We start from the raw sequence: 13018 nt of genomic DNA on the forward strand, positions 1-13018 counted from the left end.
GCAAGATCACGCGCCCCGGCCGGTTGTATGCTGTGCTGCCTGCAAACGGGTCGGGCTACTGCCGCAACTCGGCGATGAGCCGTTGCAGCACCTGGGCCTGGGTGGCCAGTTCCCCTACAATTTGGGCGCTCTGGCGCATGGCCTGGGCGGTTTCCATGGAGACGCGGTTGATGTCTTCCACAGAACGGTTGATTTCCTCGCTGGTGGCGCTTTGCTCTTCGGAGGCCGCAGCGATGTTGCGCACCTGATCCGAAACCATATCCGCCAGGGACACGATCTGCTGCAAGGCCTGGCCAGACTGGGAGGCCATGGCCGTGACCTGCCCGATGGCCTGCGCCGAGGCTTCCACATTGCCCATGTTCTTGCGCGCGCCTTCCTGAATGCCCCGGATGGCTTCGCCCACTTCCCGGGTGGCCTGCATGGTCTTTTCGGCCAGCTTGCGGACCTCGTCGGCCACCACGGCAAAGCCCCTGCCGGCATCGCCGGCCCGGGCGGCTTCGATGGCCGCATTGAGTGCCAGGAGATTGGTCTGATCCGCGATGTCGGAAATGACGTCGAGCACCTGGCCAATGCCTTCGGCCTGCCGGCCCAGACCGTCCATGTCTGCCTTGAGGCTGCCTGACTGCTCGGCTACCTGTTCGATGCCGGCAATCACCTCGCGCACCACGCCTGAGCCTTCGGCTGCCTGCTTGCGGGCCTGCTCCGCCACATCTGCGGCAGTGGAGGCGTTTTTGGCCACCTCAAGCACGGTGGCGTTCATTTGTTCCATGGCCGTGGCTGTTTCGGCCACGCGTGCCGTCTGGGTTTCCGCTCCCCGGCTGGACTGTTCCACCTGCGCGGCCAGCTGCTCGGAGGCGGAAGAGACCACGGTGACCACATTTTCCAGTTTGTGGGCCGCCTCGCGCAGGCCCTCGGCCCTGGCCTGTTCGGCCTTGCGCTGCGCTTCGGTGGCCTGTTGCATGGCCTGGCGGGCGTTATCGCTTTCCACCTGGGCCTGACGGGAATGCTCGCGGGCTTCCTGAATGGTCCGCTTCAGCTGGGTGACCATGCTGCGTAGGCTGTCGGCCAGTCTGCCCACCTCGTCTCGCTGTTGCAGGTCCAGGCGGGCGTCCAGATTGCCCGTGGCCACGGTTTCGGCAAACCGAACGGCCTGCCCCAGGGCCAGGGAGATGGACCGCGACAGCCAGAGTCCAAGCCCCAGGGCCAGCAGGGGCGCGATGACGGCCGCCCAGGTCAGCAGGCTGATGCTGCGGGAGATGTCCTGCCGGGCCTGGGCCCTGTCCGCGTTGGAATTCTTGACGTTAATGGCCATCATATCGCCCACGTAGGCAATAATCTCGCGATTGCGCTCGGCCACGTCGCCCATGGCAAAACTGGTGGCGGCGTCCAGAAGGGACGTGTTGGCTGGATCCTTGCGCCAGGCGGCGATCATCTCCAGCACCTTGTTGTTGGCCTCGCGTGCCCTGGCCAGGGCACCCTGGTAGTTTTTCCAGGCGGTCTCTTCGTCTGGGCTGCGCTGCAGGGGGGCATAGTCTTCCATGGCGCGTTGATATTCTTTGCGGGCCTGCTCGAACAGTCCCAGCTGTCGGGTGCGTTCCGTCTCGGAAATCTGCGGCAGCAGCAACGTCCGGATGACCACGGTGAGGTTGCGCAGGTTGTAGCGCATGCGGGCCAGGGATTCGATGCTCGGCAGATAATCATCGGCAATGTTTTCCAGATTGCGTTCCGAGGTTTTCAGCTCCGAGCGCGCCGAGATGCCCACGGCCACCGTCAACAGCGCAACCAGAATGAAGGCGCCGACCAGCCTGATGCCGATACGTAAATTGTTCATGGTGTTCCCCCTCGGCCCCATCTCAGCGTGGTTACATGGTGGGGCGTTATTGTGTGCCAGGCCATCTCATGCGCGGCATGGTTCGGGATATTCCCTGTAGCAACGGGCGCCAGCTGCTGACAATCGGGCGGCTCAATACCAGCATGACGAAGGCCCCGGACTGCACGGCCCCTGCATACACGAGCGCGGGGAACGGCGCAAGGCCGTTCCCCGCGCAAACGGAGCATGAGGAGTGCAGAACAGGCAGCAGGGCAATGCGCGGTGCGGATCAGCTCTGATTGTTTTTGTCCGGCAGGGTGACATTGAGCTCCAGGACGTGGCAATCCCCCTGTCTGTCCAGCTCAATTTTTACTTGTTCTTCGGTGACCGGGATGTAGCGGCGGATGACTTCCAGCAGCTCCTTTTGCAGCACGGGCAGGTAGTCATGCCCGCTGTTCAGGGCCCGCTGGTGGGCGACGATGATTTGCAGCCGCTCCTTGGCCACGCAGGCGCTGTTCTTCTTGGGGCGCAGAAAGTCGAAGATGCCCATGGATCATGCCCCCTTGGACTTCTTGTCCTTGCCGAAGAGCTTGGCCAGGAAGCCGCGTTTTTCCGGGGTGATGAACCGCAGGGGCCGTTCCTCGCCGCACAGGCGGCCCACGGCGTCGGCATAGGCCTGGCCGGCTTCGGTCTCGCCATCGAAGATGACCGGGTTGCCCTCGTTGGAGGCCTGAAGGATGGCCCGGGATTCCGGGATGACGCCAATGAGGGGCACGGCCAGGATATCCTGGACATCCTGCACGCTGAGCATTTCGCCACGGGCGACGCGTTCGGCGTCGTAGCGGGTGATGAGCAGGCGTTCGCGCACGGGCGTCTGGCCTTCGATGGCCCGTTTGGTCTTGCTGGCCAAAAGGCCGATGATGCGGTCGGAATCCCGCACCGACGAGACTTCCGGATTGCAGACCACCACGGCTTCGTCCGCATGGTGCATGGCCATCATGGCGCCATGCTCAATGCCGGCAGGCGAGTCGCACAGGATATAGTCGAACTCGTGCTTGAGCTGGTCGATGATCAGCTCCACGCCTTCGGTGGTCAGGGCGTCCTTGTCACGGGTTTGCGAGGTGGGCAGGATGTAAAGCGAATCCACGCGCTTGTCCTTGATGAGCGCCTGCCGCAGGGTGGCCTCGCCGTGAATGACGTTGATGAAGTCATACACCACACGCCGTTCGCAGCCCATGATGAGGTCGAGGTTGCGCAGGCCGACGTCGAAGTCGATGACCGCGACCTTGTTGCCCCGCAGGGCCAGCCCGGTGCCCATGGCGGCCACGGTGGTGGTTTTGCCCACCCCGCCCTTGCCGGAAGTGACGACGATGACAGTTGCCACGTGAAATTCCTGTTGCGCCGTAACGGAGCGAAAAATTGTTACAGTTTTGCGGATGCACCGGCCTCGGCAGCGCCCTGGGAGGCAGCCAGGCCGTGAGGTGCAGCCAAGCCGTGAGGTGCGGCCAGGATGGTCAGTTCCTCGCCATCCAGCAGGCATAGCGCCGGCCCCTGCGAGGTGCGGCCCACCAGTTCGTCACTGGTCAGGTACACACCAGCCACTCCCACCAGCTCTGGCAGGAACTGCCCGCAATGCACCCGGGCCTCCACATCGCCCATGGCGCCGGCCAAAGCCCGGCCCCGCAGGGCACCATACACATGGATGTTGCCATCGGCAAGAACCTCGGCCCCGGGATTGACCCCGGCCAATACAATCAAATCCCGGCCTTTGGCATACACGCTTTGCCCGCAGCGCACGGGCCGGTCCACCACCATGGGCAGGATGCGTTCCGGCCTGGCCTGCTGCACGCGCCCCTGTTCTTCAAACCGCACGCACCCCAGTGTGGCGAGCAGCGCTTCCTGGGCAGGGGAAGGTTCCTTGACGGCCACCAGGGCCAGGCCGGCACCGCGCAGGGTGGCGGCCAGCCGGGGAAGATCCAGCTCGTCCTTGTGTTCGCCCAGCCAGGAGCAGTCCAGGCAGAGCAGGGAACGGGACAGCAAATCCGGACCATCCGCACCGCCGCGCATTTCATCAAGATGTGCCAGAATGGCGTCCGTATCGGTGCTGCGCAGCAGCAGCATGGCCATGGGGTGCACGCGGCCTTTGATCAACACTGGGGCAGTGGAATCGGGCATGGGGAGCTCCGGGCATAGCGGTTGCAAAGTCTTTCGGCATGTGTAGACGGCAGCGGCGCGCGATGCAAGCCCTGCGCCCGGTGCCCCACAGCCTGCCGCACGGCCGGCCGCACCACAGATGACCGAAAAAAAACTTGACGCCAGGGGTGCTTTCCTCTGACAACCAGGGCGGCACCTCCAGCGTAACCCCAGGTTTCATGCTCCGCAAAAAATACCATCTTGTCGTCTTTCGGGAAGACCACGGCAGCTGCAGGCACCTGCACGTGCGTGGCTGGCTGCTTCCTGCTGCCGGCCTGCTCCTGGCCCTGATGACAGCCTCGCTCCTGCTCTTCTGGTGGCAAAGCCGCAACGAGGAGTCGAATCTCATCCGTCAGGTCATCGGCCAGGATCGTGACGCCGTGCTGCGCGACGCGCTTCTGATGCAGGTCTCCACTGTCCGTAACCTTGCCGGCCGCATGGATCGCATCCTGCTGCTGAACACCAAGCTTTCCTTGATGTTTGGCAATCCTTCAGAAGAGGATTTTGAGCGGGCGGCAAGCATGGGGCTGAAATACTCGCAAGACCGGCTGGAAGACGTGGCCTTGTACACGCCGCGCCAGGTTGGGCGTACGCTGAACCGCCTGCTCAATGAGATGGGCGACGAGCTGTACCTGGAGGAAGTCCGCCAGCAGGATATTTTTGTGGCCGTGCGCCAGCAGAGCCCGAAGGTCATTCAGGAACTGCCGTCCATCTGGCCGGTGCGCGGGCGTTTCACCTCGCCGTTTGGCGTACGGCGGCACCCCATCTCCGGCCGGCGCATCATGCACAAGGGTATCGACATTGCCGCCCCCACTGGCACGCCCATTGTGGCGCCAGCCTCGGGCAAGGTGGTCTTTGCCAAGCGTTTTTCCGGCTACGGGCTGACCATCGAAATCGAGCACCGCCCCGGCCTGCGCACCAGATACGCGCACTGCAGCAGCATCGCCGTGAAGCCGGGGGATACGGTCAAGCGTGGGCAGCTTATTGGCCGTGTGGGCGCCACGGGCAGAACGACCGGCTCGCATCTGCACTATGAAGTGCATGTGCGTGGCCAGGTGGTGAACCCGCTCATCTACATTCTGAACTGATCCCATTGGAGGGGCGGCAGGCTCAGCCTGTATCGCTCAAACAAGCCGGCCACATGCCAAGGCTGTCCTCAACCGCAGGCAGCGTCGTAAATCTTGGCTTCCGAAAGCACAATGGAGCGAAATGAACTGCTGTTCGAATAGGACATTTTGTTCAGAAACTGTTCCACTTCCTGCATGCTCTTGAGCAACGCAGCATATTGCTGCCGCCCGAGCTTGTATTGCTCTCCGGTGAATTTAACTTCATAATACAAAAAGTACTGCTGCTTTTCTGTTTTGAACAAGGCCAGTACATCAAGGAAGTTATTGACGCTGCTTTCGCGCTCCTCCGTAGTCAGCTCTTCCTTGTACAATGCCAGCAATGCGCCGGTGAACAAAATGTCGCCCCTGCCGCGGGGCAACTTGTAGGCTTTCATCTTTCCGAGGTGAATGGGCGCAATGTCTTTTTCTGTCAATCTGCGAGAAAACCAAGCCATACGAGAGCTACCGCCACCTTGCTGCGCCGCCGAAAAATGCCGAATCATGATTTCGACAGTTGACTCGCAGCGTTGTTAATGGGATGCCTGCATCGACAGGGCGCGCACATGGGCACTTCAGCGCGCCGGTGTGACAGGCGTCAAACTCTGACGTCCGTATCATGGCTTGCCCGTGTTGTGAACAACTCAACTCGCCTGTTCCTCCAATCGCCGCGGAACAGGTGGACCAACTCCGACTACATGACGCACGCCAGTTCCGAAGATCTGCAGTACTTCATGCGCCAGGCCGTCTCCGACGCCGGCATCCGTTCACTGTTCGAAAACGCACCCGTGGGCATCCTGCGCTGCACCAGAGATGGCGTGCCGCTGCTGGTAAACCGCGAGGCGGCGCGGCTGTTTGGACATCGCACTGTGGAAAGTTTTTTGAACAGTGTACAGGATGTGCGCACCGCCTTCACCACACCCGGCGGCCGGGACCGTACAGCGCAACTTTTTGCCGAGGGCAGCAACGTGCAGGGCGAGGAAATGCTCCTGCTGCAGGTGGACGAGACACCTGTGTGGGTGCAGCTCAGTGCCCGGCACGTCGAGTCCGGACAGGCGCTCCAGGCTGAGGGCGGATCAGGTTCTCCGGGCATACTGGACTTTTTCCTCACGGACATCGCAGAACGCAAACGCGCCGAAGACGCCTTGCGCCAGGCCAATCTGGTGGTGGAGCTTTCCCCGGTGTTGCTGGTGGTCTGGGAGATGGAGGGCGACTGGCCGCTCATTTATGTCTCCCAGAACATCACCTTGCTCGGCCATTCCGCCAAGGCCCTGATCGCCTCCGGGGCCACCATGGCCTCCCTGCTGCCGCCTGAGGACATGGCCTCTCTGCGGCAGGAGGCCTTGCGCCGCCACTGTACCGAATCTACCAAGTTTTCCATGGACTGCCGGCTGCGCGGCAGCGATGGGGAATTCAAGTGGATGGAAACGCGCATCACGCTGCTGCCGCCACGTCTGGGGCTGCCGGCCCGCTGTCAGGCCATCATGCTGGACATCACCAGCCGCAAGCAGGTGGAAGAGCGCATGCTCCAGCAAAAGGCCTATTTCCAACAGCTTTTTGAAAATTCACCGCAAGCCATTGCCATTTGCGACCGCGAGGGCAGTGTGACCGGGGTGAACAAGGCCTTCGAGAAGCTGTTCGGGTATGAATTCGAAGAGATCTGGAGCAAGCGCCTGGGCCCGTTCATTGTGCCGGCCGGCCTGGCCCCCCAGGCCGAGGAGATGACTCGCCGGCTTTCCCAGGGTGAGCATGTGGCCGCGGAAACCATCCGCCGTCGCAAGGACGGGCAGATCGTCCATGTGTACATGCTGTCCTTTCCCATTATCATCAATGAGGAAATGCAGGGCGCGTACCGGATTTTCCTTGATATTACCGAGCGCAAGCGGGCCGAGGAACAGCTGGTTTTTCACAGTTTTCATGACAAGCTGACCGGGTTGCCCAATCGCGCCCTGCTGTTGGACCGTTTGCGTCGGGCCATGGAGCGGGCCAAGCGGCATGGCCGTGCGCCCTTTGCCCTGCTGTTTGTGGATATCGACCGCTTCAAGCTCGTGAATGACAGCCTGGGCCACGCCGCCGGTGACCAGCTGATCCAGATTATCGGCCAACGAATTGCCCGGCTCATGCAACCCATCGACACCGTGTCCCGCCTGGGGGGCGATGAGTTTGGCGTGTTGCTGGATTCCGTGTATTCGCAGGATGATGCCGAGCGCATGGCCCGCGAGATCCTGCAGGAAATCGAAGAACCCGTGGAGCTGATGCACCGTCGGCTGCAGTTCACGGCCTCCATCGGCATTGCCATGGGGGATTTGGAAGTTGACCATGAGGAAATGCTGCTGCGCGACGCGGATATTGCCATGTCCATGGCCAAGGATCGCGGCAAGAATACCTTTGTGGTCTTCAACGCCTCCATGCGTGACCGTCTCCAGGATGCCATGCAGCTGGAAGAGGAGCTGCGGCGGGCCATTGCCCATGAAGAAATTGTCGCCCATTACCAGCCCATTGTCTCTATCAAGGATCGCACCCTGCTGGGGTTCGAGGCTCTGGCCCGATGGCGGCATCCGGATCGCGGTCTGGTCTATCCTGCTGAATTCATAGAATTGGCTGAGGAGACGGGACTCATCGTCAGCCTGGGACGGCAGGTGTTATCCGGCGCCCTGCGGGATCTGGCCTCCTGGCGGGAGCGTTTCCCACTGGCCCAGACGCTGACCATGTCCGTGAACCTTTCGGCCAGGCAGTTTGTGCAGTCGGATCTCATTGATCAGGTACGCCAGGTTGTCAAAGCCAGCGGACTGCCGCCGACCTGCCTGTGCCTGGAATTGACGGAGAGCGTGGTTATGGAAAACGCCGCCTCCGCCCGGGTGCTCCTGGAACGGCTCAAGGAACTGCAGGTGCGCCTGGCTGTGGATGACTTCGGCACCGGCTATTCCTCCCTGGCCTATTTGCACCAGTTCCCGCTGGATTCACTCAAAGTGGACCGCTCGTTTGTTCAGCGTTTGGGGGCCGCGCGCAATGGGAGCAGCGACGACGCCATCGTGCACGCCATCATTCAATTGGCCCAGGCGCTGAAGCTGCGGGTGGTGGCGGAAGGGGTGGAGGAGCCGGAGCAGCTGGAGGCGTTGCGGAGCCTCGGCTGCGAGGCTGCCCAAGGCTACATGCTCGGCAAGCCCATGCATGCGGAAAAGGTGCAGGATTTCCTAGGCAAATTGAACGGATCGCTTCGGCTCCCTTCGCAGTCTGTCCAGCGCCCGGGTGCCGCGGCGGCAGGAACCTCAGGGGTGTAGCGCCGCCGCCTCGTGCGCTGGACCTTTGAGATCCAGACGCAGGCGCGTGCTTTTGCCTGCCAGCACCTGCACGCGCTCCAGCACAGGGGCGTAGCCGTCCTTGAATACGCTGACACCGTACATGCCTTCGGGAAGCAACATGCCTTCCGCATATGGGGCCGGGATATTCCACGACTGGTGAATGATCCGGATATCGGCATCGCCGGGCTCGGTTTGGACGAAGAGCCGGCCCCCGCTGGCAGTGGTGGCAGTGGCCAATGCTGCTTCGGGGGAGATTTCCGTTGCGTGCGGGGATGCCGGAGGCGCTGCGAAGGCCGTTCCGGTGCCGCCCGTTGGCGCTGGCGGGGACTGACCCGAAGGCTGGAGAGGCTCGGGCGCCGCATGCGAGGTGTCCTTTTTCACGGTGCGGCGTGGGGTGGCGCGCTGTGCAGCCAGGAGCGCCGGGATGAGCACCCGGGCGGGTTGCCCCGAAGCGATTTCCACGGTGTGGCGGAGCAGGGGACGTCCTGGCAGGGCGATTTCAAGCGGGTGCGCACCAGGGCGCAGGGGCATGCCCTGGGTAAACGCCGGTCGCACGCTCATCACCCGCACCTGCCCGCCAGCCGGCAGGCCATCCACATACAGGACGCCGGGTGCAGGTGTTTCCGGTAATTGCATGGTGACTGTGGTATCCTGGCCGGGGCGCACATCTGCCTGCATGGTGACGCTGTCGTGGCCGGGCAGCGTTGCGCTCAAGGTGTACGTGCCGCCTTCCAGCTGCATGCCCTGGCGGAAACGGGGGGCGATGTCGAGAATGCGGACATACGCGCCGGCCGGAGCGGTTTGCACAAACAGGCGCCCCTGCGGCCCAGCCGGTGCGAGCTCGATGGTGACTGTTTGTTCTTCCCCAGCCTCAAGATGCACGGTGGCGGCAGCGGTGTGGTACCCATCCAAAAACGCGTCCAGGTGATACGTGCCTGGCGCCAGCGCCATGCCTTGAGAAAACACGGGCTTGATGTTTACCACCCGCACGGTTGCGCCTTCTGGCTTGGTGCGGACAAACAACTTGCCGGCCTTCGGTGCCTCGGCCAGTTCCAGGGTGCAGGAGACGTCCTGCCCGGCCTGGAGCTGGATCTCGCGGCGCACCGGGGCGTACCCTTCTCGTTGCGCCTCCAGCACGTACGTCCCTTGCGGAAGGGCCATGCCTTGAGCAAAGGCTTCCTCGCGATGGAGCAGACGAACCCTGGCATCCGCCGGTTCTGTGGTGACGAATACCCGTCCGAACCCACGGGCTTTGCCGGCTGCAACGGAGGCGGCCGCCGGCGCTCTGCTGCGGTTGGGTTGCCGGGTGGCGGCAGAGGAGGCAGAGGACGCGGGGCTGTCCATGTACGGGCACAGCAGCTTTTTCAGGACGTCCTCCTCAGTGGCGGCTGCCAGCGGAGGCTCGGCCGTGGGGGGGGCGCCGGGGTCGCAGAGATTGCCTGATGCAGACAGTGCCGCAGAGGGAGTAATGGTAACCCCTCCTTCAGGCAGAGGCGCGTCGGCTCCGGCCTGGGAGGTCGCGGCGCCCGTGGTGGCGTGGCGCTGGCCATCCGGTGGAGGCCCGAAGAGCATTTCCCACACGGTCAGGCGTGGCGGATAGGCCAATTGCGTGGCGGAGGCAGCCAGAGGCAGGAGCATGAAACAGCATGTCCAGGCGCAAAAAAAGAACCATCCCAGGTGGATGATGCCAGCATGCCCTCCGGCGAGCCCAGGGGGATGTGAGCGATTGCGCATGGCGGCTACCGGTCCTTGACTGTTTGGGCAACTTTAGCCCAATTCAAGGGGTGCGGCAAGCGGAAAGCGGGAAATTGAGAGGGCCGCCAAATATGTCCTTCCCCTTCGGCCGGTTGTGCGTGCGGTGAGACATTGTGTAAAACTTAAAGTTGAATCTAAATAAAACCTAGATACCTGCGAACCGTTCGGAGTGTCCATGTCCCCCTCCATCCAACTGCGCGACAACCATTTTCCACTCTTCGGTATTTGCCTGCTCTTCGGTGCGCTTCTGCTGTTCGCCCAGGCGGTTCCCGTGCCCGCACAGCAGACGCCTGGCTTCACGGCGCTGCCCTCAGCCGCCACCGGGCAACCATGGACCCGCCAGGAACGTGACGCCCTGACTGCAGCCATGCAGGAACGCATTGCTCATTCTGGTCTGGACTCCGCACACATAGGTGTTGTGCTGTTACCGATTAATGCTGCACTGGGAGAACCTGTTCAGCATAATGCGGACAAAATGTTTGTTCCTGCTTCGACGCTGAAACTCTTCACCACAGCCTCGGCTCTGGATATACTTGGCGATTCGTACAAATTTTCAACATCCATCTCGCATACAGGAAGTCTTTCGGCAGGAACTATTGCTGGCGATTTGATTGTTCGTAGCAATGGGGATCCGTCGTTTTCAGCTATGTGGTGCCCTAACGGCGATTTTTGTATGGGAGAACTGGCCGACGCATTGGCAGCGAAGGGCATCAAACTCGTACACGGTGATCTGGTGGCAGATACCTCGCAGTTTACCGGCCCCAGACTCGGGCCAGCCTGGGAGTGGGATGACTTGTCCTACTATTACGCTACCCCTGTCGATGCATTGAGCTGCGGGGAAAATACAGTGGAAGTGACCGTCACTCCAAAGCAACCTGGCTCGCCAGTGGCTGTGAAAACCGTTCCGGAAGGGTTTCTTTCGGTAAACAATCAGGCCGTGGCCATGGGCAAAGGCGAAGATTTTAGCATGCTCAGGGAGTTGGGTTCCGAAATCGTGACTCTTCGAGGGGCCTTGTCAGCGCGCGGGCGGGGCATCTCGGCTTCGGTTTCCGTGAATGACCCTGCTGCGTATTTCTTGTTCAATCTGCGAAACGCCTTGAAGGCCCGTGGCATCACTGTGTCTGGGCGCTCCAGGGTGCTCCGGGATATTCCGCAAGGCGGTACACGGCTGCTGGAACGGCAGTCTGTGCCATTGCGGGAGATTGCCACGGTGACGAACATGGAAAGTCACAATCTATTCGCAGAGTTGATTCAGCATGCCCTGGCGGGCGAGCGCACAGGGAAGGCCTGCTTTGCCAACGGCGCCGAGCAGGTGCAGCAATGGGCGCGCACGCTGGGGGTGCCAGGCACGGGAATGAATATTGTGGATGGTTCCGGCCTGTCCCGCAAGAATCTCGTTTCGCCCAGAGCCATGGCGGAAATGCTCCGCGCCATGACAACTCGGCCAGTGTTTCCAGTCTTTTATGAAACACTGCCCGTGGCCGGTCGGCATGGCAGCATGGGACGGCGGCTTCTGGGGACAAAAGGTGAGGGCATGGTGCATGGCAAGGTCGGGTACGTCACCGGGCACAGCAGTATTGCCGGGTACGCAAAAGATATGCAAGGACGGTGGGTTGCCTTTGCGATCACGGTCAATAACAATGCAGGTGCCCCCAAGGAGGCTCGCGAACTGCAGGATGCCATTATTGTCTTGATTACTGGTGTATAACAGACGAAAATGATGACATAAATGATAGTGTAGTCATTTTCGTGAAAAATACTGAAACTCATTTTGATTTTTTCATGAATTTATTCTTCATGGATATCTATGGCAAAAAGTACACATCCCGCCGCAGTAGCATTAGCTTTGCCAGGTCTCGGAGCCGTTTCGCGTCCTATGTTGATCAGTGCGAGCAGAAGAACTGATATCCCAGCGTGCTATGCTTCCTGGTTCCTGCATCGGGTCGAGGCTGGTTTTTGCGAAACGCCCAACCCGTTCAATCGGCAGCAGGTCTCCCGAATCTCGTTGCAGCCGCAGGATGTGGCGGGCGTGGTCTTCTGGACGCGCGACCCGCGGCCGTTGTTGCCGCATCTCGACTGGTTGCGCGGTCGCGGCCTGGATTTTCACTTCATGGTGACGGTTGTCGGCTACCCGCGGGTCTATGACCCGGGCACGCCGCCGCCAGAGGCCGTGACAGCGGCGATGCGGCGCATTGCCGAGCGGTTTGGACCGGAGCGGCTCACCTGGCGGTATGATCCCATTTTCTTTAGCCAAGCCTGCCCGCCGGCGTATCATGTCCGCCAGTTTGCGCGCATTGCCGGGATGTTGCGTGGCACAACGCAACGGGTGGTCGTCAGTCTCCTGGAGCCGTATGGCAAGATACTGCCCCGGTTGCGCAGGCTGCAGAGGCTGGATGGCGGGTGTTGGGGGGTGCTGCCGCCTTCGGCAGAACTTCTGGAACACACTGTGCCCGGCATGCAGGAATCGGCTCACAAAAACGGCATGATGCTGCAACGTTGCGCGCAGCCGGATGCAGGTCCGGGGACGCTTGCGGCGGCAGGAGTGTTGGCAGGGGCGTGTCTGGATGGCGAATTCTTCCAGCAACGCCTGGGCTGGCCTATTGCGCACAGCAAGGATTCGGGACAACGCGACCACTGTCTTTGTTCAGCGAGCCGGGATATCGGCATGTATGAAAGCTGCCCGCGAGGTTGCGTGTATTGTTACGCGGTAACGCATTTCAAGGGGGCGAGAAAGAATTGGCATTTACGAAATGCTGAATCCTGGGCCATGCTGTGATACAGCGTCAAAAAGTATCACTTGGTTTTCCTGGCGATGCATTGCTTAAGATACTGCTGCAGCTTGTCCATAAGGATTT

General features: G+C 61.4%; 10 protein-coding genes. 4 read left to right on the forward strand and 6 right to left on the reverse strand.

Translation table 11 applies throughout. From position 1 onward, the window contains the following. Positions 1 to 55: 55 nt before the first annotated feature. The 4 genes from ACYQ00_RS19950 to minC form a co-directional block, all read right to left on the reverse strand. Complete coding sequence (locus ACYQ00_RS19950; protein ID WP_460033817.1) at positions 56 to 1831, reverse strand: methyl-accepting chemotaxis protein; 1776 nt, start codon at positions 1829 to 1831, stop codon at positions 56 to 58. Positions 1832 to 2099: 268 nt separating this feature from the next. Further along, a complete protein-coding gene (gene minE, locus ACYQ00_RS19955; protein ID WP_460033818.1) occupies positions 2100 to 2360 on the reverse strand; it encodes a cell division topological specificity factor MinE in 261 nt (86 codons plus the stop codon). A gap of 3 nt (positions 2361 to 2363) precedes the next feature. Then, the gene (minD, locus tag ACYQ00_RS19960) at positions 2364 to 3194 is read right to left on the reverse strand and encodes a septum site-determining protein MinD (RefSeq protein ID WP_460033819.1); all 831 of its coding nucleotides are present in this window, start codon (positions 3192 to 3194) and stop codon (positions 2364 to 2366) included. Positions 3195 to 3232: 38 nt separating this feature from the next. Continuing rightward, a complete protein-coding gene (minC, locus tag ACYQ00_RS19965) occupies positions 3233 to 3985 on the reverse strand; it encodes a septum site-determining protein MinC (RefSeq protein ID WP_460033820.1) in 753 nt (250 codons plus the stop codon). A 197-nt stretch (positions 3986 to 4182) separates the two neighbouring features. Here minC and ACYQ00_RS19970 point away from each other — a divergent pair, with 197 nt between their 5' ends. After that, the gene (locus tag ACYQ00_RS19970) at positions 4183 to 5091 is read left to right on the forward strand and encodes a M23 family metallopeptidase (protein ID WP_460033821.1); all 909 of its coding nucleotides are present in this window, start codon (positions 4183 to 4185) and stop codon (positions 5089 to 5091) included. Between the two features lie 68 nt (positions 5092 to 5159). On the opposite strand, the gene ACYQ00_RS19975 is transcribed toward ACYQ00_RS19970, so the two are convergent. Further along, positions 5160 to 5612 carry a hypothetical protein gene (locus tag ACYQ00_RS19975; protein WP_460033822.1) on the reverse strand — a complete coding sequence of 151 codons (453 nt, stop codon included), beginning with the start codon at positions 5610 to 5612 and terminating at the stop codon, positions 5160 to 5162. Between the two features lie 192 nt (positions 5613 to 5804). Here ACYQ00_RS19975 and ACYQ00_RS19980 point away from each other — a divergent pair, with 192 nt between their 5' ends. Then, complete coding sequence (locus ACYQ00_RS19980; RefSeq protein WP_460033823.1) at positions 5805 to 8387, forward strand: sensor domain-containing protein; 2583 nt, start codon at positions 5805 to 5807, stop codon at positions 8385 to 8387. On the opposite strand, the gene ACYQ00_RS19985 is transcribed toward ACYQ00_RS19980, so the two are convergent. Further along, positions 8376 to 10046 (reverse strand): PEGA domain-containing protein, encoded by a 1671-nt coding sequence (locus ACYQ00_RS19985; protein WP_460033824.1) that lies wholly within the window; start codon positions 10044 to 10046, stop codon positions 8376 to 8378. The two genes, ACYQ00_RS19980 and ACYQ00_RS19985, sit on opposite strands and share 12 nt — an antisense overlap. A gap of 292 nt (positions 10047 to 10338) precedes the next feature. Between ACYQ00_RS19985 and dacB the strand changes: the two genes are divergently transcribed. Both dacB and ACYQ00_RS19995 read left to right on the forward strand, forming a co-directional pair. After that, the gene (gene dacB / locus ACYQ00_RS19990; protein WP_460033825.1) at positions 10339 to 11871 is read left to right on the forward strand and encodes a D-alanyl-D-alanine carboxypeptidase/D-alanyl-D-alanine endopeptidase; all 1533 of its coding nucleotides are present in this window, start codon (positions 10339 to 10341) and stop codon (positions 11869 to 11871) included. Positions 11872 to 11970: 99 nt separating this feature from the next. Next, positions 11971 to 12939 carry a DUF1848 domain-containing protein gene (locus tag ACYQ00_RS19995; protein ID WP_460033826.1) on the forward strand — a complete coding sequence of 323 codons (969 nt, stop codon included), beginning with the start codon at positions 11971 to 11973 and terminating at the stop codon, positions 12937 to 12939. Positions 12940 to 13018 lie beyond the last annotated feature (79 nt).

It is taken from the genome of Megalodesulfovibrio paquesii (genome assembly GCF_054653055.1).